Annotated in this window: 25 protein-coding genes and 2 tRNA genes; 22 read left to right on the top strand and 5 right to left on the bottom strand. The window is 62.7% G+C overall.

Translation table 11 applies throughout. The features are described 5' to 3' along the window. From E4487_RS24555 to E4487_RS14015, 11 genes are all read left to right on the top strand, one after another. Positions 1-88: hypothetical protein (locus E4487_RS24555; RefSeq protein WP_235191660.1), on the top strand; the 88-nt coding region annotated here is incomplete at its 5' end. A gap of 360 nt (positions 89-448) precedes the next feature. Further along, positions 449-520 (top strand): pyrroloquinoline quinone precursor peptide PqqA, encoded by a 72-nt coding sequence (gene pqqA / locus E4487_RS14060; RefSeq protein ID WP_080756929.1) that lies wholly within the window; start codon positions 449-451, stop codon positions 518-520. 47 nt (positions 521-567) lie between these two features. Continuing rightward, a complete protein-coding gene (pqqB, locus tag E4487_RS14055) occupies positions 568-1,482 on the top strand; it encodes a pyrroloquinoline quinone biosynthesis protein PqqB (protein ID WP_134678045.1) in 915 nt (304 codons plus the stop codon). A 29-nt stretch (positions 1,483-1,511) separates the two neighbouring features. Further along, a complete protein-coding gene (gene pqqC / locus E4487_RS14050; RefSeq protein WP_175253661.1) occupies positions 1,512-2,264 on the top strand; it encodes a pyrroloquinoline-quinone synthase PqqC in 753 nt (250 codons plus the stop codon). A gap of 23 nt (positions 2,265-2,287) precedes the next feature. Further along, positions 2,288-2,566 (top strand): pyrroloquinoline quinone biosynthesis peptide chaperone PqqD, encoded by a 279-nt coding sequence (gene pqqD / locus E4487_RS14045; RefSeq protein WP_047584179.1) that lies wholly within the window; start codon positions 2,288-2,290, stop codon positions 2,564-2,566. Further along, the gene (gene pqqE / locus E4487_RS14040; protein WP_175253660.1) at positions 2,538-3,692 is read left to right on the top strand and encodes a pyrroloquinoline quinone biosynthesis protein PqqE; all 1,155 of its coding nucleotides are present in this window, start codon (positions 2,538-2,540) and stop codon (positions 3,690-3,692) included. Before pqqD ends, pqqE begins: the two co-directional genes overlap by 29 nt. Beyond that, positions 3,680-5,527 carry a S9 family peptidase gene (locus E4487_RS14035; RefSeq protein ID WP_175253659.1) on the top strand — a complete coding sequence of 616 codons (1,848 nt, stop codon included), beginning with the start codon at positions 3,680-3,682 and terminating at the stop codon, positions 5,525-5,527. The genes pqqE and E4487_RS14035 overlap by 13 nt, the downstream gene beginning before the upstream one ends. Before the next feature lie 76 nt (positions 5,528-5,603). Then, positions 5,604-6,767 carry an alcohol dehydrogenase-like regulatory protein ErcA gene (gene ercA, locus E4487_RS14030; protein WP_047587443.1) on the top strand — a complete coding sequence of 388 codons (1,164 nt, stop codon included), beginning with the start codon at positions 5,604-5,606 and terminating at the stop codon, positions 6,765-6,767. Then, entirely contained in the window at positions 6,751-8,475 is a 1,725-nt protein-coding gene (locus E4487_RS14025; protein ID WP_175253658.1) for a NahK/ErcS family hybrid sensor histidine kinase/response regulator, read from the top strand. Before ercA ends, E4487_RS14025 begins: the two co-directional genes overlap by 17 nt. Before the next feature lie 80 nt (positions 8,476-8,555). Next, positions 8,556-8,963, top strand: coding sequence for a PA2779 family protein (locus tag E4487_RS14020; RefSeq protein ID WP_037055091.1), 408 nt, complete (start codon positions 8,556-8,558; stop codon positions 8,961-8,963). Next, the gene (locus E4487_RS14015) at positions 8,948-9,901 is read left to right on the top strand and encodes a PA2778 family cysteine peptidase (RefSeq protein WP_218952954.1); all 954 of its coding nucleotides are present in this window, start codon (positions 8,948-8,950) and stop codon (positions 9,899-9,901) included. Before E4487_RS14020 ends, E4487_RS14015 begins: the two co-directional genes overlap by 16 nt. 49 nt (positions 9,902-9,950) lie before the next feature. Here E4487_RS14015 and E4487_RS14010 read toward each other — a convergent pair whose 3' ends face one another. After that, the gene (locus E4487_RS14010; RefSeq protein ID WP_175253656.1) at positions 9,951-11,234 is read right to left on the bottom strand and encodes an FAD-binding oxidoreductase; all 1,284 of its coding nucleotides are present in this window, start codon (positions 11,232-11,234) and stop codon (positions 9,951-9,953) included. A gap of 184 nt (positions 11,235-11,418) precedes the next feature. Between E4487_RS14010 and E4487_RS14005 the strand changes: the two genes are divergently transcribed. The 10 genes from E4487_RS14005 to E4487_RS13960 all read left to right on the top strand — a co-directional run bounded on the left by E4487_RS14005 (position 11,419) and on the right by E4487_RS13960 (position 19,215). Continuing rightward, positions 11,419-11,495 (top strand) — tRNA-Val (locus E4487_RS14005). Positions 11,496-11,769: 274 nt separating this feature from the next. Continuing rightward, positions 11,770-13,692 (top strand): threonine--tRNA ligase, encoded by a 1,923-nt coding sequence (thrS, locus tag E4487_RS14000; RefSeq protein ID WP_175253655.1) that lies wholly within the window; start codon positions 11,770-11,772, stop codon positions 13,690-13,692. A 17-nt stretch (positions 13,693-13,709) separates the two neighbouring features. Beyond that, positions 13,710-14,243 (top strand): translation initiation factor IF-3, encoded by a 534-nt coding sequence (infC, locus tag E4487_RS13995; protein WP_037055100.1) that lies wholly within the window; start codon positions 13,710-13,712, stop codon positions 14,241-14,243. Positions 14,244-14,303: 60 nt separating this feature from the next. Beyond that, on the top strand, positions 14,304-14,498 hold the full coding sequence (gene rpmI, locus E4487_RS13990) for a 50S ribosomal protein L35 (protein WP_003243407.1): 195 nt from the start codon (positions 14,304-14,306) through the stop codon (positions 14,496-14,498). Positions 14,499-14,527: 29 nt separating this feature from the next. Beyond that, positions 14,528-14,884: a 50S ribosomal protein L20 gene (rplT, locus tag E4487_RS13985; protein ID WP_003243409.1), complete on the top strand. Its 357-nt coding sequence runs from the start codon at positions 14,528-14,530 to the stop codon at positions 14,882-14,884. A gap of 96 nt (positions 14,885-14,980) precedes the next feature. Continuing rightward, positions 14,981-15,997: a phenylalanine--tRNA ligase subunit alpha gene (gene pheS / locus E4487_RS13980; protein ID WP_175253654.1), complete on the top strand. Its 1,017-nt coding sequence runs from the start codon at positions 14,981-14,983 to the stop codon at positions 15,995-15,997. A gap of 44 nt (positions 15,998-16,041) precedes the next feature. Continuing rightward, on the top strand, positions 16,042-18,420 hold the full coding sequence (gene pheT / locus E4487_RS13975) for a phenylalanine--tRNA ligase subunit beta (protein WP_175253653.1): 2,379 nt from the start codon (positions 16,042-16,044) through the stop codon (positions 18,418-18,420). A 3-nt stretch (positions 18,421-18,423) separates the two neighbouring features. Then, on the top strand, positions 18,424-18,726 hold the full coding sequence (gene ihfA, locus E4487_RS13970) for an integration host factor subunit alpha (RefSeq protein WP_003243414.1): 303 nt from the start codon (positions 18,424-18,426) through the stop codon (positions 18,724-18,726). Further along, a complete protein-coding gene (locus E4487_RS13965; protein ID WP_013716019.1) occupies positions 18,707-19,063 on the top strand; it encodes a MerR family transcriptional regulator in 357 nt (118 codons plus the stop codon). The genes ihfA and E4487_RS13965 overlap by 20 nt, the downstream gene beginning before the upstream one ends. Positions 19,064-19,138: 75 nt before the next feature. Further along, positions 19,139-19,215, top strand: a tRNA-Pro gene (locus tag E4487_RS13960). 288 nt (positions 19,216-19,503) lie between these two features. Here E4487_RS13960 and umuC read toward each other — a convergent pair. From umuC to E4487_RS13940, 4 genes are all read right to left on the bottom strand, one after another. Continuing rightward, positions 19,504-20,778 carry a translesion error-prone DNA polymerase V subunit UmuC gene (gene umuC, locus E4487_RS13955; RefSeq protein ID WP_175253652.1) on the bottom strand — a complete coding sequence of 425 codons (1,275 nt, stop codon included), beginning with the start codon at positions 20,776-20,778 and terminating at the stop codon, positions 19,504-19,506. Further along, on the bottom strand, positions 20,771-21,208 hold the full coding sequence (locus E4487_RS13950; protein ID WP_175253651.1) for a LexA family transcriptional regulator: 438 nt from the start codon (positions 21,206-21,208) through the stop codon (positions 20,771-20,773). Before E4487_RS13950 ends, umuC begins: the two co-directional genes overlap by 8 nt. 307 nt (positions 21,209-21,515) lie before the next feature. Then, the gene (locus tag E4487_RS13945; RefSeq protein WP_175253650.1) at positions 21,516-22,049 is read right to left on the bottom strand and encodes a plasmid pRiA4b ORF-3 family protein; all 534 of its coding nucleotides are present in this window, start codon (positions 22,047-22,049) and stop codon (positions 21,516-21,518) included. A 14-nt stretch (positions 22,050-22,063) separates the two neighbouring features. After that, on the bottom strand, positions 22,064-22,939 hold the full coding sequence (locus E4487_RS13940) for a WYL domain-containing protein (protein WP_175253649.1): 876 nt from the start codon (positions 22,937-22,939) through the stop codon (positions 22,064-22,066). Between the two features lie 136 nt (positions 22,940-23,075). Between E4487_RS13940 and E4487_RS13935 the strand changes: the two genes are divergently transcribed. After that, positions 23,076-23,744 (top strand): hypothetical protein, encoded by a 669-nt coding sequence (locus tag E4487_RS13935; protein ID WP_175253648.1) that lies wholly within the window; start codon positions 23,076-23,078, stop codon positions 23,742-23,744. The last annotated feature ends 209 nt before the right edge of the window (positions 23,745-23,953 follow it).

The raw sequence follows: 23,953 nt of genomic DNA, 5'->3' as shown, positions 1-23,953 counted from the left end.
TGAGACCCACAAGATGATGCTCGATCACTACCAGCAGACCAAGAACCTGCTGGTCAGCTACGACATCAATCCGCTGGGCTTCTTCTGACCGCCAGCACAGCATCTGCTGCTGCATTGGCAGCAGGTCTCCGGCTCGCGGGATCGTGAGCCGGCCATGTACCCAGGGCGGTGCGCTCGCTCCGGCGCGCCGCCCTATTGCCAGGCGAGCAACCCTGTCCGGGTGGGTCTGCAGGCAGCTATGGGCCTGAACGGCAGCAGATCCTTATCGCAACGCGGCTTCGGCCGCGTTTTTTCTGCGCGCCGGTTGCCTGACCCCGGCGTCGCGACGGTCGACCGTACCTACCAATGCCAGGCGAATCTCCTCCCAAAGTACCATTTGGCCACCTGCCTGGCGGGGGCTTAATGGGGTTGCCGGAATGCCCCGGCTGAATAACAAGAGGACCGCACCATGTGGACTAAACCCGCCTACACCGACCTGCGTATTGGCTTCGAAGTCACCCTGTATTTCGCCAACCGCTGATCGCTCCTGGCCCCGGCTCGACCGGGGCATCCCGCTGGTGACCCGTCATGCATATCCAGATTCTTGGCTCCGCCGCCGGCGGTGGTTTCCCGCAGTGGAACTGCAACTGCCGCAACTGCCGTGGCGTGCGCGCCGGCTCCCTGCGCGCGCAACCGCGCACGCAATCGTCCATTGCCATTTCCGATGATGGCGAGCGCTGGATCCTGTGCAACGCCTCGCCCGACATCCGCGCGCAGATCGAGGCCTTCCCGGCGCTGCAGCCGGCGCGCAAGCTGCGCGACACGGCGATCGCCGGCATCGTCCTGCTCGACAGCCAGATCGATCACTGCACCGGTCTGCTGACCCTGCGCGAAGGCTGCCCGCACGAGGTCTGGTGTACCGAGATGGTCCATCAGGACCTGACCACGGGCTTTCCGCTGTTCAACATGCTCAGCCACTGGAATGGCGGGCTGCAGCATCGCCTGATCGGCCTCGACGCCAAGCCGTTCAGCATTCCGGCCTGCCCGGCACTGAGCCTCACCGCCATCGCTCTGCGCAGCAGCGCACCGCCGTACTCGCCACACCGTGGCAACCCGCATCCGGGCGACAACATCGGCCTGTTCATCGAGGACCGGCGCAGTGGCCGCAGCCTGTTCTACGCCCCGGGCCTCGGCCAGGTGGACGAGCAACTGCTGAGCTGGATGCGCCGCGCCGACTGCCTGCTGGTGGACGGCACGCTGTGGCGTGACGACGAGATGCGCGTGTGCGAAGTCGGCGACAAGCTCGGCAGCGAGATGGGCCACCTGTGCCAGAGCGGCCCGGGCGGCATGCTCGAGGTCCTCGAAGGCCTGCCGGCGGCGCGCAAGGTCCTCATCCATATCAACAACACCAACCCGATTCTCGACCTCGACTCGCCCGAGCGCGCCGAACTGGATGCGCAGGGTGTCGAGGTCGCATTCGATGGCATGAGCATCACGCTGTAACAGGCCGATGACAACAAGACGGAGTGCCGATGAGCCAACCTGCCATGAGTCCTGCCGAATTCGAGCAGGCGCTGCGCGCCAAGGGCGCGCTGTACCACATCCACCACCCGTTCCATCGCGCCATGTACGAAGGGCGCGCCAGCCGTGAGCAGATCCAGGGCTGGGTGGCCAACCGCTTCTACTACCAGGTGAACATCCCGCTCAAGGATGCGGCGATTCTCGCCAACTGCCCGGATCGCGAGACTCGCCGCGAGTGGGTGCAGCGCATTCTCGACCACGACGGTGCCCCCGGCGAGGAGGGCGGCATCGAGGCCTGGCTGCGCCTGGCCGAAGCGGTCGGCCTGGATCGCCAGCAGGTGCTGTCGCAGGAACTGGTGTTGCCGGGCGTGCGTTTCGCCGTCGATGCCTACGTCAACTTCGCCCGCCGCGCCAGCTGGCAGGAAGCGGCCAGCAGCTCGCTCACCGAGCTGTTCGCCCCGCAGATTCACCAGTCGCGCCTGGACAGCTGGCCGCAGCACTACCCGTGGATCGACGGCAGCGGCTACGACTACTTCCGCAAGCGCCTGAAGGAAGCGCGCCGAGATGTCGAGCATGGCCTGCGCATCACCCTCGAGCACTACCGCAGCCGCGATGCCCAGGAGCGCATGCTGCAGATCCTGCAGTTCAAGCTGGACGTGCTGTGGAGCATGCTCGATGCCATGAGCATGGCCTATGAACTGCAACGCCCGCCGTATCACACGGTGACCGACCAGTGCCTCTGGCATCGGGGGATCGCGCCATGAGCCAGATGATGACGGAGCCATCCATGAGCGCCTCGATCCTGGCCAATGTACCTGCCATCCGCCGTGGCTTTCGCCTGCAGTTCGAACCGGCCCAGGGCTGCCACGTGCTGCTCTATCCGGAAGGCATGATCAAGCTCAACGACAGCGCCAGCGAGATTCTCCAGCAGGTCGACGGCAAGCGCTCGGTGGCCGAGATCATCGGCAACCTGCACCAGCGCTTCCCGGACGTACCTGGTATCGACGAAGACATCCTCGCCTTCATGGAGGTGGCCCATGCTCAGTTCTGGATCGAGCTTCGCTAAGCCGGACGTGCAGGTCGGGCCGCCGCTGTGGCTGCTGGCCGAACTGACCTACCGCTGCCCGCTGCAGTGCCCGTACTGCTCCAACCCGCTGGACTTCGCCCGGCAGGGCGCCGAGCTGTCCACTGCCGAATGGATCGAGGTCTTCCGCCAGGCCCGTGAACTGGGCGCTGCGCAGCTGGGTTTCTCCGGCGGCGAGCCACTGGTGCGCCAGGACCTGGCCGAGCTGATCGCGGCGGCCCGTGGCCTGGGCTACTACACCAACCTGATCACCTCCGGCATCGGCTTGAGCGAGGCGCGCATTGCCGAGTTCGCCGAGGCCGGGCTGGATCACATCCAGATCAGCTTCCAGGCTGCCGACGAGGAGGTGAACAACCTGCTCGCCGGCTCGAAGAAGGCCTTCGCCCAGAAGCTGGCGATGGCCCGTGCGGTCAAGGCGCACGGTTACCCCATGGTGCTCAATTTCGTCACCCACCGGCACAACATCGACAACATCGAGCGCATCATCGAACTGTGCCTGGAGCTGGAGGCGGACTTCGTCGAGCTCGCCACCTGCCAGTTCTACGGCTGGGCCGAACTCAACCGTGCCGGGCTGCTGCCGACGCGGGCGCAGCTGGAGCGCGCCGAGCGCATCACCAACCAGTGGCGCGACAAGCTGGCGGCGCAGCAGCACCCGTGCAAGCTGATCTTCGTCACCCCGGACTACTACGAGGAACGCCCGAAGGCCTGCATGAACGGCTGGGGCAACCTGTTCCTCGACATCACCCCCGACGGCACCGCCTTGCCCTGCCACAGCGCGCGGCAGCTGCCGGTGCAGTTTCCCAATGTGCGCGAGCACAGCGTCGAGCATATCTGGCGGCATTCGTTCGGTTTCAATCGCTTTCGCGGCGACGACTGGATGCCCGAGCCGTGCCGCTCGTGCGACGAGAAGGACAAGGACTTCGGCGGCTGTCGCTGCCAGGCCTTCATGCTCACCGGTGACGCCAGCAATGCCGACCCGGTGTGCAGCAAGTCGGCGCGGCATGACCTGATCCTCGCCGCCCGCCAGCAGGCCGAGGCCGCGCCGCTGGGGCTGGACGCCCTGCAGTTTCGCAACGAGAAGGCCTCGCGGATCATATGCAAGGCGTAGACGAGCGCGACCCCGACTTGCTCTGGAGTGCCGAGCAGGCCGTTGCCGCCAGCGCCGACTTCGCCGAGCTGCAGGCGGCTCATGGTGGCCTGCTGTGGGTGGCCTTCGATCCTGAACGGGCGCGTTGCGGGCTGTTCTTCTGGCGCGATGGTGCGAGCCGGGAACTGACGCCAGCGGGGTTCTCCGTGCGCAGCCGGGTCTACGAGTACGGCGGCGGCGCCTGCTGCGCCACCGATCAGGGTGTGGCGTTGGTCAATGAGGCTGATCAGCAGGTCTACCATCTGCCGCTGGCTCCTGCGCAAGGCGAGCCGCAGGCGCTGACGGCAAACGCCAGTTGCCGCTACGGTGACCTGTGCTTCGTGCCTGCCTGGCAGGCGCTGCTGGCGGTCGAGGAAAGTCATGAAGGCGATGCTGTAGTGCATCGACTGGTGCGCATCGGCCTCACCGGCAAGCGCGACGTGCTGGTGGAGGGCGCCGACTTCTACGCGGCGCCGGTGGCCGATGCCGATGGCCGGCGCCTGGCCTGGATCGAGTGGGATCGCCCCGACCAGCCCTGGATCGCCACGCGCCTGTGCCAGCGCGAGTCGGGCGAGCGCACCCGTGTGCTGGCTGGTCAGGCGGGGGATCGATCTCTGCAGCAGCCACGTTTCGACGCGCAGGGGCGGCTGTGGGTGCTGAGCGATCAGGCCGGTTGGTGGCAGCCGGAGTGCGTCGACGAGCGCATGAAACTGGGCGTCGCACCTGGCGATCACGCCGCAGCGCCGTGGCAGCTGGGCGGGCGCACCTACCTGGCGCTGGACGATGGCGAGTTCCTGCTGAGCCGTTTCGAGCAGGGTACGGGCGTGCTGGTTGCCTGTGCGCTGGGCGCGAGCGCGGCGGGGCACCACGCAGCCGGCGAGCGTCGGCTGGCCGCGGGCTTCACACGTTTCCGTGGCCTGAGCGCGGATGCCGAGTATTTCTATTGCATCGCCGCCGCACCGGATCGGCTGCCGGCGGTACTCGCCATTCGCCGCTGCGATGGCGCTCTGCAGGTCCTTGCCGGTGGGGCGCAGCCCTTGCCCGCGCCGCTGCTTTCCCGCCCCGAGGGCCTGAGTTGCCCGGTGGGGCAGGGCGAGCATTGCCACGGCTTCTTCTACGCGCCTGTCCCGGCCGTGACGCGTCCGCCGCTGGTGATCTTCCTGCATGGCGGCCCGACCTCCGCCTGCTACCCGGTATTCGACCCGCGCATCGCCTTCTGGACGCTGCGCGGCTACGCCGTGCTCGACCTCAACTACCGTGGCAGCAGCGGCTATGGCCGCGCGTACCGCCTGCGTCTGGCCGGTGGCTGGGGCGAGCTGGAGGTCGAGGACATCCGCGCCGCCATCGATAGCCTGGTCGAGGCCGGGCGCGTCGATCCGCAGCGCGTGTTCGTGCGCGGTGGCAGTGCCGGTGGCTTCAGTGCGTTGCGCGCCCTGGTCGAGCTGCCGACGCTGCGCGGCGGCGCCAGCCTCTACGGTGTCAGCGATCCGCTGGCCCTGCGCAGGCTGACGCACAAGTTCGAGGCCGACTACCTGGACTGGCTGATTGGCGACCCGCAGCAGCATGCCGGACGCTACCGCACGCGCACGCCCCTGTGGCAGGCCGAACGCATCCGCGTGCCGGTGATCTTCTTTCAGGGCGCCCTGGACGCGGTGGTGGTGCCGAGCCAGACCGAAGCCATGGTCGAGGCGCTGCGCCAGCGCGGTTTGCCGGTCGAATACCAGCTGTTCGCCGAAGAACGCCACGGCTTTCGCCAGGCTGCCAATCTGGCCAGCGCATTGCGCGCCGAGCATGCCTTCTACCAGGGTTTGCACTGAACGCTGGTCGCATTGCATTAGCCGAGCAATGCAGTAGGCTGAGCGCCATCCATAACAAGAAACTTCAGGCCGTTGTATGAGCCACGATTTGAGTCAGCTGCGCAAGTTCGTTTCTCCCGAGATCATCTTCGGTGCCGGCTCTCGGCACAATGTCGGCAACTACGCCAAGACCTTCGGTGCACGCAAGGTGCTGGTGGTTTCCGACCCGGGCGTGGTCGCTGCTGGCTGGGCGGGTGACGTGCAGGCGAGCCTGCAGAACCAGGGCATCGACTACTGCCTGTACACCCGCGTGTCGCCCAACCCCCGGGTCGAGGAGGTGATGGAAGGCGCCGAGCTGTACCGCAGCGAGGGCTGCAACGTCATCGTCGCGGTAGGGGGCGGCAGCCCGATGGATTGCGCCAAGGGCATCGGCATCGTCGTCGCTCACGGGCGCAGCATCCTCGAATTCGAAGGGGTGGATACCATCCGCGTGCCCAGCCCGCCGCTGATCCTGATTCCGACCACCGCCGGCACCTCGGCCGACGTGTCGCAGTTCGTGATCATCTCCAACCAGCAGGAGCGGATGAAGTTCTCCATCGTCAGCAAGGCCGTGGTGCCCGATGTGTCGCTGATCGACCCGGAAACCACGCTGAGCATGGACCCCTTCCTCTCCGCCTGTACCGGCATCGACGCCATGGTGCACGCCATCGAAGCCTTCGTATCCACCGGCAACGGCCCGCTGACCGACCCGCACGCGCTGGAGGCCATGCGCCTGATCAACGGCAACCTGGTGGAGATGATCGCCAACCCGCACGACATCGCCCTGCGCGAGAAGATCATGCTCGGCAGCATGCAGGCCGGCCTGGCGTTCTCCAATGCCATCCTCGGCGCGGTGCATGCCATGAGCCACAGCCTGGGCGGCTTCCTCGACCTGCCGCACGGCCTGTGCAATGCGGTGCTGGTCGAGCATGTGGTGGCGTTCAACTACAGCGCGGCGCCGGAGCGCTTCAAGGTGATCGCCGAGACCCTCGGCATCGACTGCCGTGGCCTCAACCATGCGCAGATTCGCCAGCGCCTGGTCGAGCACCTGATCGCCTTCAAGCATGCCGTGGGCTTCCGCGAGACCCTGGGGCTGCACGGTGTCGGCACCTCGGACATTCCCTTCCTGTCCAGCCACGCCATGGACGACCCCTGCATTCTCACCAACCCGCGCGAGTCCACGCAGCGAGACGTCGAGGTGGTCTATGGCGAGGCGCTCTGACGAGGCGCTGGCCGGGCTGCTCGGTCTTGGCAGCCAGTCGGCGCGCAAGAGCCATTACCCGGAGCTGCTGGCGCGCCTGGAAGAGCTGGAAGTCGAGCGCAATCGCTACAAATGGCTGTTCGAACACGCCGTGCACGGCATCATCCAGGCCAGCCTGCAGGACGGTGTGCTGGCGGCCAATCCGGCGATGGCGCGCATGCTCGGCTATGACGATCCGCTGCAGGTATTGTGGGCGCCGGACGACCTGGCCCGGCACCTGTTCGTCGGCGGCTTCGACGAGCTGGCGCTGATCCGCGACTGCCTGAGCCAGGGGCAGGCTCTGCTCGGCTACGAAACGCGCCTGCGCCGTCGTGACGGCAGCACCATCGACGTGCTGATGAACCTGTTGCTCAAGCCCGAGAGCGAAGGAGTCTTCGAGGGTTTCGTCGCCGACATCACCGAGCGCAAGCAGGCCCAGCAGCGCCTGCAGCTGCTCAACGACGAACTGGAGCAGCGCGTGGCCGCGCGCACCTTCGAACTGCTCGAATCCAACCGTAACCTGCAGCGCCAGATCGAAGAGCGCGAACGCATCGAACTGGCCCTGCGCGAGGCACGCGATGCCGCCGAGACCGCCAATCGCAGCAAGGACAAGTACCTGGCAGCGGCCAGCCATGACCTGCTGCAGCCGCTGAACGCCGCGCGCCTGCTGATCTCCACGCTGCGTGAGCGGGCGCTGCCGAGCGCCGAGCACAACCTGGTCGAACGCAGCCACCTGGCACTCGAAGGCGCCGAAGACCTGCTGGCCGATCTGCTGGACATCTCCAAGCTGGATCAGGCGGCGATCAAACCGGACGTCGACACCTATCGCCTGGAAGAACTGCTGGCGCCGCTGGCCTCGGAGTTCGAGGGCGTTGCCGGGGCCAGTGGCCTGCGCCTGCGCGTGCAGATCGCCGATTGCGCCGTGCACACCGATTTTCGTCTGCTGACGCGCATTCTGCGCAACTTCCTCAGCAACGCCTGTCGCTATACCGAGGCGGGCGGGGTGCTACTCGGTTCGCGGCGCCGCGGCGACTTCGTCGAACTGCAGGTCTGGGACAGCGGGCGGGGCATCGCCGCCGATCAGCTGGACAGCATCTTCCTCGAATTCAATCAGCTGGACGTCGGCCGCGCGGCGGAGCGCAAGGGGGTCGGCCTCGGCCTGGCCATCGTCGAGCGCATCGCCCGCATGCTCGGCTACCCGGTGCAGGTACGCTCGCAGCCGGGGCGCGGCTCGCTGTTCAGCATCCGCGTGCCGCTGGCCCGCCAGCATCCGCTGCGCCAGGTGCAGCCGGCGGCGCAGGCGGTGCTTGGCAATCCGCTGCCGGGGCGGCGTCTGCTGGTGATCGACAACGAAGCGGACATTCTCCACAGCATGGCGGCATTGCTCGGCCAGTGGGGCTGCGAGGTGGTCACCGCGCTGGATCTGCCCGAGGCGCTGGAGAACCTGCAGGGCAGGGCGCCCGAGGTGATCCTCGCCGATTTCCACCTCGATCACGGCGTGCTGGGCTGCGAGGTCATCCAGCAGTTGCGCGAGCGCTTTTCCCGGACGATCCCGGCGCTGATCATCAGCGCCGACCGCAGCGACGCCTGTCGTCGCCAGCTGCAGGTTCTGGGGGCGCCACTGCTGAACAAGCCGGTCAAGCCGGGCAAGCTGCGCGCGGTGCTCAGCCAGCTGCTGCAGGAAACCTGAGCGGCGGCGGACTGGTGGTCTGAACCTGAGCGATTCGGATGCTGTCTATTGGCTACCTCATCCCTCAGGAGATAACCACAATGACAATTTCCATGAACCCCGCCATGCGTCGTCTGGCCGCTGTCACTGCGCTGTTTCATCTGCTGCTGGTCGCGCAGATCCCTGCGGCGAACGCCGCGATGATCGGCACTCAGGAGGTGATCGCCGAGCAGCAGCACCAGGTCGACCAGCAACAGCTGATGGCCATGCTCGATGATCAGCAGGTCAAGGACAAACTGGTCGCCATGGGCGTCGATCGCGAGCAGGTCGAGTCGCGTATTGCCAGCCTGACGCCGGCCGAACTGGCGCAGTTCAACCAGCAGCTCGATCAGGCGCCTGCCGGTGCCGGTGTGGTCGGCATCATCGTGCTGTTTCTGGTGATCTTCATCATCACTGATATGCTGTGCGCCACCAACATCTTCAGTTTCGTCAAATGCATCAATCGCTGATCCGCCTCTGCTGTATCGCATCCGTCGTTCTACTCACAGCCTGCGCGCGGTCTCCGGTGTTATCGCCGGAGGCCCAGCGCCTGCCTGAACGCGTCGAGTTGACCGATGTGCCCTTCTTCCCGCAGGACGCCTATCAGTGCGGGCCGGCGGCGCTGGCCACCATGCTCAACCAGCGTGGCGTGCTGACGACGCCCGGTGCACTCAAGGACAAGGTCTACCTTCCCGGCCGCGAGGGCAGCCTGCAGGTCGAGATGGTCGCCGCTGCGCGCAGCCATGAGCTGCTGGTCTACCCGTTGCAGCCGCGCCTGGAGGCGATACTGGCGGAGGTCGCGGCGGGCAACCCGGTGCTGGTGCTGCAGAACCTGGCGTTCGACTGGTATCCCCAGTGGCACTTCGCAGTGGTGGTGGGTTATGACCGCCGCGAACGCACGCTGGTCCTGCGTTCGGCCACCACGCGACGGCTCGAAGACAGCTTCACCAGCTTCGACAAGACCTGGGCGCGTGGTGGTCGCTGGGCGGTGCTGACGCTGCCGCCGGAGCGGCTGCCGGCGCAGGCCGACATGCACGCCTGGATGCAGGCGGCCAATGACCTGGAGCAGACCGGCAACGCTCAGCCGGCGCGTCGTGCCTATCGCCGTGCGGCCGAGGCCTGGCCGGAGCAGGCACTGCCCTGGTTCGCCCTGAGCAACAGCCGCTATGCCGATGGTGACCGCAAGGGCGCCGAGCAGGCCTTGCGCGAGAGCCTCAAGCGCGAGCCCGACTTCGCCGCCGGCTGGTACAACCTGTCCCAACTGCTGGGGGAGCGCAGCTGTGCGGGCGAGGCGCGCCAGGCCCAGGCATGCGCGCAGCGCCTGGCACCGCAGGACGCGCGCTTCGCCGCGCCGCCGCAGGTCGCCGGTTCGGCCGGACAGTGCCAGGCCTTGCCGGCCTGTCCATGAGACAAACGAAAACGGCGCCCGAGGGCGCCGTTTTCGTTGAAGGCTCGGGTCAGACGCCCAGCTTGTCGCGCAGCGTGTAGTACCACGCGCCGATGGCACTGAACGGAACCTGGAACAGGCGGCCGCCAGGGAAGGGGTAGTGCGGCAGGTCGGCGAAGGCATCGAAACGCTCGGCCTGGCCACGCAGCGCCTCGGCCAGCACCTTGCCGGCCAGATGCGTGTAGGTCACGCCATGGCCGCTGCAGCCCTGGGAGTAGTAGATGTTGTCGCCGATACGACCGACTTGCGGCAGGCGCGACAGGGTCAGCAGGAAGTTGCCGGTCCAGGCGTAATCGATCTTCATGTCTTTCAGTTGCGGGAAGGTCTTGAGCATCTTCGGCCGGATGATGGCTTCGATGTTGGCAGGGTCGCGTGCGCCATAGACCACGCCGCCGCCGTAGATCAGGCGCTTGTCGCCGGAGAGGCGGTAGTAGTCGAGCAGGTAGTTGCAGTCCTCGACGCAGTAGTCCTGCGGCAACAGGCTGGCGGCCAGCTCATCGGAGAGCGGCTCGGTGGTGATCACCTGGGTGCCGCACGGCATCGACTTGGCGGCCAGCTCCGGTACCAGGTTGCCCAGGTAGGCGTTACCCGCGACCACGACGAACTTGGCCTTGATACGACCTTCCGGGGTGTGCACCAGCGGGTTGGCGCCGCGCTCGATGCGAATGGCCGGCGACTGTTCGTAGATCACGCCGCCGAGCGACTCGACTGCAGCGGCTTCACCCAGTGCCAGGTTCAGCGGGTGGATATGGCCGCCGCTCATGTCCAGCATGCCGCCGATATAGTTGTCGGTGGCGACCACTTCACGGATACGCGCTGCGTCCATCAGTTCCAGCTGGGTGTGGCCGTAGCGCTCCCACAGCTTCTTCTGCGCTTCCAGGTGGCCCATCTGCTTGCTGGTCAGTGCGGCGAACACGCCGCCGTCCTTCAGGTCGCACTGGATGTCGTACTTGGCGATGCGCTCACGAATGATGCGGCCGCCCTCGAAGGCCATCTGCCCCAGCAGCTGGGCCTGCTTGGGGCCGACAGTACGTTCGATGACATCGATGTCGCGGCTATAACTGTTGACGATCTGTCCGCCGTTGCGGCCGGATGCGCCGAAGCCGACCTTGGCCGCCTCCAGGATGCTGACCTTGAAACCGTTCTCCAGCAGGAACAGGGCAGTGGACAGGCCGGTGTAGCCGGCACCGATGATGCACACATCGGTTTCCACTTCTCCCTGCAGGGCGGGGCGTTGAGCGGCCTGGTTGGCAGAAGCGGCGTAATAGGATTGTGGGTATGCCGTGTGCGCCATATTGAACCTCTGTTCTTTATTTTTTACGAATGATCGGATGCTACCTGAGTTGCAAATAGCCGGCTAGTGGCTGTGCAAAATATTCAACGATCCTGCCGAACGTAAAAAATTGGACTATTTCAGTAAGTTAGCGAAAAAACTTGTTGACGCCCGAAAAGATCTGCGTAGAATGCGCACCCATCGAAGGCACATAGCTCAGTTGGTTAGAGCACCACCTTGACATGGTGGGGGTCGTTGGTTCGAGTCCAATTGTGCCTACCAAATCGATAAAAAGGGGTCGCCAAGCGACCCCTTTTTTATTGCCCGGATTTTTCGGGTGCTGCATCGCCTTTTGTGTTCTTTGTTGTTCGCGGCGGCTTGTCAGGGCTCAGGCTTTCTGAAAGCATCCGTACTCTTTACCTCCAGTGACTCTGGTTCGGTCTGGTTGGTCCTCGGGCTCCTGCCATTGTTAGGCAGATATACCGCCGAATCGCTTCCTGGCTCATCCCAACCCACGTGACCTTTGGTAGGGGTCACCACTAGGAGAGGAGGCGCCATGCCCATCATTACTCTTCCCGATGGCAGTCAACGTTCGTTCGATCATCCGGTATCCGTACTGGAAGTCGCTCAATCCATTGGTGCGGGTCTGGCCAAGGCCACCCTGGCTGGCAAGGTCAATGGCAGGCAGGTCGACGCCTGCGACGTCATCGATACCGATGCCACCCTGCAGATCATCACGCCGAAGGACGAAGAGGGGCTGGAAATCATCCGCCACTCCTGTGCTCACCTGGTTGGCCATGCGGTCAAGCAGCTGTATCCGAATGCCAAGATGGTGATCGGTCCGGTCATCGATGAAGGCTTCTATTACGACATCGCCATCGACCGTCCCTTCACGCCAGAAGACATGGCGGCCATCGAGAAGCGCATGGCCGAGTTGATCGACAAGGACTACGACGTCATCAAGAAGATGACGCCGCGCGCCGATGTCATCGAGCTGTTCAAGTCCCGTGGCGAGGAGTACAAGCTGCGCCTGATCGACGACATGCCCGATGAAACGGCCATGGGTCTGTACTTCCACGAAGAATACGTCGACATGTGCCGTGGTCCGCACGTGCCGAACACGCGCTTCCTCAAGGCGTTCAAGCTGACCCGGATTTCCGGTGCCTACTGGCGCGGCGACTCGAAGAACGAGCAGTTGCAGCGCGTCTACGGCACCGCCTGGGCGGACAAGAAGCAGCTGGCTGCCTATATCCAGCGCATCGAAGAAGCCGAGAAGCGCGATCACCGTCGTATCGGCAAGCAGCTGGACCTGTTCCACCTGCAGGAAGAAGCGCCGGGCATGGTGTTCTGGCACGCCAATGGCTGGACTGTCTATCAGGTGCTCGAGCAGTACATGCGCCAGGTGCAGCGCGAGAACGGCTACCAGGAGATCAAGACGCCGCAGGTGGTCGATCGCATTCTCTGGGAGCGTTCCGGTCACTGGTCCAACTACGCCGAGAACATGTTCACCACGGCCTCGGAAAATCGCGATTACGCGGTCAAGCCGATGAACTGCCCGTGCCACGTGCAGGTGTTCAACCAGGGCCTGAAGTCCTACCGTGACCTGCCGCTGCGCCTGGCCGAGTTCGGTGCCTGCCACCGTAACGAGCCGTCCGGCGCGCTGCACGGCATCATGCGCGTGCGCGGTTTCGTGCAGGACGATGCGCACATCTTCTGCACCGAAGAGCAGGTGAAGAAGGAAGCGGCCGACTTCATCAAGCTGACGCTGGATGTCTACAAGGACTTCGGCTTCACCGACATCGCCATGAAGCTGTCGACTCGTCCGGCCAAGCGCGTGGGTTCCGAAGAGCTGTGGGATCGCGCCGAAGGTGCGCTGGCCGATGCGCTCAACGAATCCGGCCTGGAGTGGGAATACCAGCCGGGCGAGGGCGCTTTCTACGGTCCGAAGATCGAGTTCACGCTGCGTGACTGCCTGGGCCGTAACTGGCAGTGCGGCACCCTGCAGTACGATCCGAACCTGCCCGAGCGTCTGGACGCCAGCTATATCGCCGAAGACAACAACCGCAAGCGCCCGGTCATGCTGCACCGTGCGATCCTCGGTTCCTTCGAGCGTTTCATCGGCATGCTGATCGAACATTACGCCGGTTCCTTCCCGGCCTGGTTGGCGCCGACCCAGGCGGTGATCATGAATATCACCGACAAGCAGGCCGATTTTGCCCGCGAAGCGGAGAAAACTCTCAATCAAAGCGGTTTTCGTGCCAAGGTTGACTTGAGAAACGAGAAGATCGGCTTTAAAATCCGCGAGCATACCTTGCTCAAGGTTCCCTATCTCCTGGTTATCGGGGATCGGGAAGTCGAGACACGATCCGTTGCTGTGCGCACCCGCGAAGGCGTTGACCTGGGGTCAATGCCTCTCGAGCAGTTCGCCGTGCAGTTGCAGCAAGCGGTTTCCCGGCGTGGTCGCCAAGATTTGGAGTAAGAACTATTAAGCGTGATATGAGACAGGACAAGCGGGCCGCCCCCAAGGCGCCGATCAACGAAAACATTACCGCCCGCGAAGTGCGCCTGATTGGCGCAGATGGCGAGCAGATCGGTATTGTTTCGATCGATGAAGCATTGCGCGTGGCTGAAGAAGCCAAGCTGGATCTGGTAGAGATCTCGGCTGATGCAGTACCGCCAGTTTGCCGCATCATGGACTACGGCAAGCACCTGTTCGAGAAGAAAAAACAGGCTGCGATTGCCAAGAAGAACCAGCATCAGCAGCAGATCAAAGAAATCAAGTTTCGTCCAGGGACGGAAGAAGGGGATTATCAGGTAAAACTACGCAACCTGATACGTTTCCTTGAAGATGGGGACAAGGCCAAGGTATCTCTGCGATTCCGCGGCCGTGAGATGGCTCACCAGGAACTGGGGATGGAGCTGCTCAAGCGGGTCGAACAAGACCTGATCGAGCTCGGCACCGTCGAACAGCATCCTAAGCTGGAAGGACGCCAGCTGATGATGGTCATCGCTCCCAAGAAGCGTAAATAACCTCCCGGGCACTGGCAGGCCTGATGGTTATCAGTTGTTAATGAATGCGGAGTACTAAACATGCCAAAAATGAAAACCAAGAGTGGTGCTGCTAAGCGCTTCCTGAAGACTGCTTCGGGTTACAAGCACAAGCACGCTTTCAAGAGCCACATCCTGACCAAGATGTCCACCAAGCGTAAGCGCCAGCTGCGTGGCAGCTCGCTGATCGGTCCGTCGGACGTCGCAAAAGTCGAGCGCATGCTGCGCGTTCGTTAATCGGTCAAGATACTTAGAGGTAATTACTCATGGCTCGTGTTAAGCGTGGCGTTATCGCTCGTGCTCGTCACAAAAAAATCCTGAAGCTCGCCAAGGGCTACTACGGCGCTCGTTCGCGCGTGTTCCGTGTTGCCAAGCAAGCGGTGATCAAGGCAGGCCAATACGCCTACCGTGACCGTCGTCAGCGCAAGCGTCAGTTCCGTGCACTGTGGATCGCTCGTATCAACGCTGGTGCTCGCGTCAACGGCCTGTCCTACAGCCGTCTGATCGCTGGCCTGAAGAAAGCGTCGATCGAAATCGACCGTAAGGTCCTGGCTGATCTGGCAGTGAACGAAAAAGCGGCGTTTGCTGCGATTGTCGAGAAAGCTAAGGCCGTTCTGGCTTAAGTCCCCCGACAATCACCGGGTTCGCCCGGTGGCAACGTCAAAGATAGGGGAAGAGCCTTAACAGCTCTTCCCCTATTTCGTATCTGGAGTCTGTAAATGGAAAATCTGGATGCATTGGTCTCCCAAGCGCTCGAGGCCGTGCAACAAAGCGAAGATGTCAACGCCCTGGAACAGCTCCGGGTTCAGTACCTTGGCAAGAAGGGCGAACTGACTGCCCTGATGCAGACCCTGGGCAAGTTGTCGGCCGAGGAGCGCCCGAAAGCCGGCGCCCTGATCAACACTGCCAAGAGCCAGGTGCAAGACGCCCTGAATGCCCGCAAATCCGTGCTTGAGCAGGCCTTGCTCGCCGAGAAGCTGGCGTCCGAGCGTATCGATGTGACCCTGCCGGGCCGCGGTCAGGCCTCCGGTGGCCTGCACCCGGTGACCCGCACCCTGGAACGCGTCGAGCAGTTCTTCACCCATATCGGTTACAGCGTTGCCGAAGGCCCGGAAGTCGAAGACGACTACCACAACTTCGAAGCGCTCAACATCCCCGGCCACCACCCGGCGCGGGCGATGCACGACACCTTCTATTTCAATGCGAACATGCTGCTGCGCACCCACACCTCGCCGGTTCAGGTGCGCACCATGGAATCGCAGCAGCCGCCGATCCGCATCGTCTGCCCGGGCCGTGTCTATCGCTGCGACTCCGATATCACCCACTCGCCGATGTTCCACCAGGTCGAAGGCCTGCTGGTCGACGAGGACATCAGCTTCGCCGACCTCAAGGGCACCATCGAGGAATTCCTCCGCGTGTTCTTCGAGAAGCCGCTGGGCGTGCGCTTCCGTCCGTCGTTCTTCCCGTTCACCGAGCCGTCGGCTGAAGTCGACATGCAGTGCGTGATGTGCTCGGGCAAGGGTTGCCGCGTGTGCAAGCAGACCGGCTGGCTGGAAGTCATGGGCTGCGGCATGGTGCATCCGAACGTGCTGCGCATGAGCGGCATCGACCCGGAAAAATACTCGGGCTTCGCCTTCGGCATGGGTGTCGAGCGCCTGGCCATGCTGCGTTATGGCGTCAATGATCTGCGCCTGTTCTTCGATAACGACCTGCGGTTCCTGGCGCAATTTCGCTAGCGCCGTGCCCTCGTCATCGAATTCGTTTAAGGAGAACAGACAGTATGAAATTCAGTGAACAGTGGCTGCTCGGCTGGGTCAGCCCTGATGTATCGCGTGACGACCTGGTCGCGCGTCTGTCCATGGTCGGCCTGGAAGTCGACGCCGTTCAGCCCGTCGCCGGTGCCTTCAGCGGTATCGTCGTGGGCGAGATCCTCAGCGCCGAGCAGCACCCGGACGCCGACAAGCTGCGCGTCTGCCAGGTGAGCAACGGCGGCGAGACCTTCCAGGTGGTCTGCGGTGCGCCCAATGCCCGCGCCGGCATCAAGGTACCGTTCGCCATGATCGGCGCCGAACTGCCGGGTGACTTCAAGATCAAGAAGGCCAAGCTGCGCGGTGTGGAATCGCAGGGCATGCTCTGCTCGGCGTCCGAGCTGCAGGTCAGCGATGACAACAGCGGGCTGATGGAGCTGGCGGCCGATGCGCCGGTGGGCCAGAGCCTGCGTGATTATCTCGGCCTGGATGACGTGTGCATCGAGCTGGGGCTGACCCCGAACCGCGGCGACTGCCTGTCCATCGCCGGCCTGGCTCGCGAAGTCGGCGCCATGTACGGTGCTGCGGTCACGCCGGTGGCCATCGATCCGGTGGCGCCGGCGCATGATGAAGTGCGTTCGGTGGACGTGCTGGCCGCGCAGGCCTGCCCGCGCTATCTGGGGCGTGTCATCCGCAACGTCGACCTGTCGCGTCCGACGCCGCTGTGGATGGTGGAGCGCCTGCGCCGTTCCGACGTGCGCAGCATCGATCCGGCTGTCGACATCACCAACTACGTGATGCTCGAACTGGGCCAGCCCATGCATGCGTTCGATCTCGCCGAGATCAACGGTGGCATTCGCGTACGCATGGCGGAAGAGGGCGAGAAGCTGGTGCTGCTCGATGGCCAGGAGGTCAGCCTGCGTGCCGATACGCTGGTGATCGCCGATCATCAGCGCGCCCTGGCCATTGCAGGGGTAATGGGTGGCGAGCACAGCGGCGTGAGCGGCAAGACCCGCGACCTGTTCCTGGAAAGCGCCTTCTTCGACAACATCGCCATCGCCGGCAAGGCGCGTTCCTATGGCCTGCACACCGATTCCTCGCACCGCTTCGAGCGGGGCGTCGACTCGCAACTGGCGCGCCAGGCCATGGAGCGTGCGACCGCATTGCTGCTGGAGATCGTGGGCGGTGAAGCCGGCCCGATCATCGAGGCCTGCAGCGAAGCCGACCTGCCGAACGTCGCTCCTGTGACGCTGCGTGCCGAGCGTATCAGTCAGATGCTGGGCATGGACATGGACGCGAGCGAAGTGGAGCGTCTGCTCACCGCGCTGGGTCTGGGCGTCAGCACCCAGGGCGCCGGTCAGTGGCAGGTCAGTGTGCCGAGCCACCGCTTCGATATCAGCCTGGAAGTCGATCTGATCGAAGAACTGGGCCGACTGTACGGCTACAACCGTCTGCCGGTGCGTTACCCGCAAGCCCGTCTGGCGCCGCAGGCCAAGGCCGAAGCGCGCGCCGAGCTGCCTGCGCTGCGTCGCCTGCTGGTCGCGCGCGGCTACCAGGAAGCGATCACCTACAGCTTCATCGATCCCAAACTGTTTGAGCTCTTCGCCCCGGGTGTCGAGCCGCTGCAGCTGGCCAACCCGATTTCCGCCGACATGGCGGCCATGCGTTCGTCGCTGTGGCCGGGTCTGGTCAAGGCGCTGGAGCACAACCTGAACCGCCAGCAGTCGCGCGTGCGCCTGTTCGAGAGTGGCCTGCGTTTCGTCGGTCAGCTCGAAGGTCTGCAGCAGGAAGCCATGCTGGCCGGCGTGATCAGTGGCAGTCGCCTGCCGGAAGGCTGGGCCAACAGCCGTGACGGCGTCGACTTCTATGACCTCAAGGCCGATGTCGAAGCGCTGCTGGGCTATGCCGGCGCGGTCGATGCCTTCAGCTTCGTGCCAGGCGAGCATCCGGCCCTGCATCCAGGCCAGACCGCGCGCATCGAGCGAGAAGGGCGCCTGGTCGGCTTCATTGGTGCCCTGCACCCGGAGCTGGCCAAGACCCTGGGGCTGGATCAGCCGGTGTATCTCTTCGAGCTGGTGCTGGCCGAGGTCGCCGTGGGTCGCATGCCGGCGTTCAGCGAACTGTCGCGCTTCCCCGAAGTGCGTCGTGACCTGGCGTTGCTGGTCGATCGCGAGCAACCGGCCGAAGCCGTGCTGGCGGCGATCCGCGAGACAGCGGGTGAATGGCTGACGGACCTCAAGCTATTTGACGTCTATCACGGTAAAGGCATTGATCCGCTTAGAAAAAGCCTTGCCGTCGGCTTGACCTGGCAACATCCATCGCGCACTCTTAATGACGATGAGGTGAGTACTACTACGCAAAATATCCTCACCTGCCTCGAACAAAGGTTCAACGCCACGTTAAGGAAGTAGCGTATGGGGGCTCTGACGAAAGCTGAAATGGCGGAACGTCTGTATGAAGAGCTCGGCCTGAACAAACGGGAAGCCAAGGAACTGGTGGAGCTGTTTTTTGAAGAGATCCGCCAGGCTCTTGAGCTGAACGAACAGGTCAAGCTTTCCGGGTTCGGCAACTTCGACTTGCGCGACAAGCGCCAGCGACCCGGTCGTAACCCGAAAACAGGGGAAGAGATTCCAATCACGGCTCGCCGTGTGGTCACTTTTCGTCCAGGGCAAAAATTGAAAGCCAGGGTCGAGGCCTATGCTGGAACCAAGTCATAACGACGAATTACCGGCAATTCCCGGCAAACGCTACTTCACCATTGGTGAAGTCAGCGAACTCTGCGCGGTCAAACCTCACGTTCTGCGCTACTGGGAGCAGGAATTCCCACAGTTGAACCCGGTCAAGCGGCGGGGCAACCGCCGCTACTATCAGCGCCAGGACGTGCTGATGATCCGGCAGATTCGAGCATTGCTGTACGATCAGGGTTTCACCATTGGCGGGGCGCGCCAGCGCCTCTCCGGCGACGAGGCCAAGGACGACACCACCCAGTATCGTCAGCTGATCAAGCAGATGATTGCGGAGCTCGAGGACGTTCTGCACGTTCTGAAGAAGTAAGGCCAAGAAAAAGTTGCCTTATTTCAAAAGCTTAATGTATAGTTCCTCCCGCTTTCGGTCACCCGGAAGCATCGTCGGGGCGTAGCGCAGCCCGGTAGCGCACTTGCATGGGGTGCAAGGGGTCGAGTGTTCGAATCACTCCGTCCCGACCAAAAAACCCTAAAAAATCCAGTCACTTAGCGGTGACTGGATTTTTTTATGGGTGCGTTTTTTCAACCTAACTCCTGAAGACCACTTGTGGTGACCGTTTGGTGACCGTTTGTGCGGAGCTTGCACTGATCTTGTCCGTACGGGGGACTGTATTCGCCTTGTTTCCTGCGGAGCCATTTTGATAATGCTCACCAGCTCATATATGGCTGGTTGCTTCAGCTCAGCAGGCCACTGTCTGATTTCCTATGGCCGTATCCTGTCCTTCAAAGCAAGCGGTGGCTTATGCGTGCTTACAGAGCTTTAGCTACAAGTAGATCTGTCCACCGTGTGGTATAGGCGGGTGACAGGAACTCTCTGCGCATTGACCACTCCGCGGGCTTGGCCGTTCTTCCTGGCTGCAATGTGCCCCGCCCCCAGCGGCTGTTGATCGCATCCAGGGTGCTCATCAGTCGCTCGGTTCTGATGGGCTGCTCTGGGGCGAACAGATCCGGTGTGTACTCATTCTTTCGGCAGAGATCCAATAGCAGCACCTGCGCCTTGGCGTAGCTGAAGCCCTCGCGGTACACCTCCTTCAGCCCAGTCTGAATGGCCTGGATGATCAGCCGGCTGTCATCGGTAGGGTAGGGCAATTGGCAGAGGATGCCGTTGGCATATCTGACTTCAGCGGGGTTGAACATCCCCGTGCGCAGGCTGACGCGCACTTGCCGGCAAAGTGATTCCTGCTTGCGCAGTTTTTCGGCGGCACGCATGGCATAGGCGGCGACGGCCTCCTGTATAGGTTGTAACTCGCGCAGTCGCTTGCCGAACGAGCGGCTGGAGCAGATCTCCTGCTTGGGTTCGATCTCGCTCTCAATCTCCAGGCAGGCTATTCCGCGCAGTTCTCGCACGGTCTTCTCCACCACCACGTTGAACCGCTTACGCAGCGTCCAGGCGTCCATCTGCGCCAGCTCCCAGGCCGTTTTGATCTGCATGCCTTCTAGGTGCGTGCGCAGGCGCGGGCCGATACCCCAGACCTCTTCAACCGGCATAGCCTTGAGCAGCTTGTCACGCCGAACAGAGTCGCGAATATCTACGACGCCCCCTGTCTGTTTTTGCCAGCGCTTGGCGGCGGCATTGGCCAGCTTGGCGAGTGTCTTGGTAGTGGCGATGCCAATACCTACGGGAATACCGGTTTTCTGTTTCACCTCCGCTTGTACCTGACGGCCTATCGACTCCAGAGGTTCGGGAAGGCCGGTCATATTGGCGAAGGCTTCATCGATGCTGTAGATCTCGACGCTCGGGAAGCGGGCCTCCAGGATGGACATCACCCGTTCGCTCATGTCGCCATACAGTGCGTAGTTGCTGCTGAAGGCCACGATGCCGTGGCGCTTGAGGTCGCCACGAATCTCGTGAAAGAGCGCGCCCATCTTCACGAACGGTTTGGCATCGGCAGACCTGGCAATGACGCAGCCATCGTTATTGCTGAGCACCACGATGGGTGTGCGCTGCAGATCGGGGCGAAAGACCCGCTCGCAGCTGGCATAGAAGCTGTTGCAATCAATCAGTGCGTAGACCGGCTCAGCCATAGTTCAGGTGATTGCGCAGGCTATGGGTGACGACTCCCCAGATCATCAGCTCATCCTGGTCCAGAATGTAGCGTGGCGAGTAGGCGGGATTCTCCGAGCGCAATACGAATTGCCCTTGATCCTGCGCCAGGCGCTTCACAAACACATCGCCGTTGAGGCATGCCACCACCACATGTCCGGGGCGGGCTTGCAGCGCGCGACTGACGATCAGGTGGTCGTTATCGAAGATGCCGGCGCCGATCATGCTGTCACCGCTGACGGCGACCACATAGGTGTGCGGGGCCTGCAGATCCAGCAGTGCATCGAGCGAAAGCTTGTGCTCCATGTGATCAAGCGCAGGGCTGGGAAAGCCGGCTGGGACGCGTGCATCGAAGAGAGGGAGGGCGGTGCCGCTGCGCTGCAGCGGGCCGAGGATAAGGGCGTTGCTCATGACGGGGTGACCGATAACTGTATTTATATACAGTAATGAGTGCTCCGTCATTTCGACAAGGTGCGTTCGTCGCCAACGTGTGGGGTCTGCACGGATTGTTTACAGTCGAAAAGTAGACAGATCGCCCTGGCGGGCGGTTCTCGCTAGGTTGGGGGTAACCGACCAGGAGGACCTCCTATGATCTTGCTGCCCACCCTTAACGATCTTTTACCCCTGGCGCTGGTGCTGCCCGTACTGCTCGGGCTTGCCCGGCTGGCCTATGGCGGTACTGCGGATTAAGCGGTGGCGGCTCTTGGCGGCGCTGGCTTCAACCCCAGAAGTTATTGCAGATCCGCTGCACCGCCGCGTGGGCGGCGCGTCGGTCAAACAGCTCGGGATCGAAGCCGCCGCCTGAAGCCAGGAAGTCCAGATAACCGGGCACGCCACCCACATCTTCCGGCGGGCAAGCGCGAGCGCCATCAAGCACCTCACACCAGGTGCCGGTGAAGTCACAGGGTTCGATGCTCTCCACGGCAATCACATGCTGCCAGCTGTCGCCGAAGTCGTAGAGATAGCGCAGTCGATCCGCCTCCTTGAGCACGCGGCGCAGTTTGCTCTTACGGTCATCCAGCGCATCGTCGTACATGTACATCAGCTCGGCATCCAGCGGCAGGTATCGATGGATGCCGTCGCTGAACTCATGCAGGTGGCTGCTGTGCCAGCCAAAGGCTGCCTGGATGAAGTGGTGCAGCTTGCGCAGGGTGCAGTCGCCGTTCACGCGTAGGCGACGCCAGACCGGAGGATTGAAGTTCAACGGCTCCAGCTGAATGTGCAGGGTATACAGCAGCGGTTGAGTCGCCATGCTGGTTCCGTCGGTCAGTGATAAAGCCAGGGCTGCAGTTCGTCGAGGTTGGTGACGACGATCTGCTGCGCCGTGGCTTTGGCGTGCACCTTGGTCGGGTCGATCTGATAGCGCTGCAGCACGTACTGCACTAGGGCGCCACGGGTCTCGATCACCAACTGCCCATCACGCATGCCGTAGTCGGCTTCGATAATCGCGCGCTGCTCCGGCTTGAGGCGCGAGTCCGGCTCGATAACCACCGTGAGAGGCGTGTTCCAGCCCTTGTCGAGCGCGCGAGTGTGCTCCGAGGGGGCATCCATCAGGTCGTGCTCACCGCGAAAGCGACTCAGCACGAAGTCGCGATAATCACGGTTCTTCTCGCAGTAGGCCCGCACATGCCAGCGCATGCCGGTGTAGATCAGTGTATGCGGTGCGATCAGGCGGGTCTCACCGTCGGGCGTGGTGAAGGACACATACTCGCATTCCAGTCGCAGCCCCTCGCGGCAGGCCTTGAGTAGCGGGCGCAGCACCTCCGGGCGTACCGAACGATCCGGCACGTCCAGTACCTCGGTATGTGCATAGGCCAGCGCCAGACCTTCGATGTGCGGTGCACGGTCGTGATTCTGGTTGAGCAGGTGCAGGTAGGCGCTGGCGCTGTCATCGATAAACAGCGGTTTGAAGTGGCGGCTCGGCACATACCCCTTCAAATGCTTGTCGTATTCCAGGTTCTTCGGCGCGTAGTCGGTGATGTAGGAGTTGATGTCCTTCGACGCCTGCTGCCGGCTGATGCCGAAGCTCTGCATCAGATGACCTGTGGTCAGACGGCCCTCCCACCATGCGATGGTCTCGATCAGGCGGTAGCGAAGGGCCAGATCCCAGCGCACGGACTCGATTGACTGCTTGCGTTTCATCGCGGCTCCATCTGCGCGGAAATTTTACCTGTACAGGTAAACACTCTAGATGCGTCCAGTAACGCTACATATCTTGATTGGCACAAGCAAGCCGGTAGCGCCTGCAAACCAGGAATCACAATCAAGGAGTAGCAACATGGCATTGATCACCTGTTACGAGTGCGATCGCATGGCTAGCGATCAGGCGACGGCTTGCCCTCACTGTGGTGCCCCCATCGCTAAGCAGACCGCTACGCCTCAAACGCAGCCGGTATTCGTAGTCAACCGCAGTGTTGGCTTCTGGCTGGGCGTGGGCATTTTTCTGTTTCCGGTCATTTTTGTTTGGTTCCTTCTGCGCCAGGGGCATAGCACTACTAGCAGGGCGATCGGCTTTGCCTGGCTGGCGCTGGTGCTAGTTGCGATGGCTTCGGGGGATCGCCCGTCCGGCAAGGCTGCTACGAACTCAAGTAACCAGACTCAGCCAGCCAAGGTGGCTGCACCGGCCGAGCCAATGATAGAAGTGGGCGCTCAGCAACTGGCCCAGGCCTATGACCGCAACACGGTCGCGGCTGATCAGCAGTTCAAAGGCAAGCGCTTCAAGGTCGCGGGTGTGGTGGACTCGATTAACACGGATATGTTCGGCAATCCCTATGTCACGCTGCGCGGCGGGGTAAACCAGTTTATGGAGCCGCAATTCGAGCTCGATGATGCCCATGCCAACTATGCCGCAGGGTTACAAATCGGCATGCGCATCAGCTTGATCTGCACCGGTCGCGGCGATGTTGCGAAAACGCCCATGTCGAAGGATTGTGCGCCGTCCAACTGAAAGCAGAACTGATGCTGAGCAACGAGGCTCTGGCTCGATTCGCTTCAGACGGTTAAGGTTCAGCACAAACCGTATCTTCTTATGGCTATTAAGGATTTTTCGCCCAAGGCTAAGAAATCCAATTACTTAATAGCCATTTTGCTGAAATCAAAATTGAACGGAATCGCCAATGACTAATTCAGACACAGCGGCCAGTCACCTGCCTCGGG

The organism is Pseudomonas sp. BMW13, from assembly GCF_013357275.1.
Lineage (GTDB): Bacteria > Pseudomonadota > Gammaproteobacteria > Pseudomonadales > Pseudomonadaceae > Aquipseudomonas > Aquipseudomonas khazarica.
The sequence above is the reverse complement of the archived record's forward strand: the minus strand, read 5'-3'. Positions and strand labels throughout refer to the sequence as shown.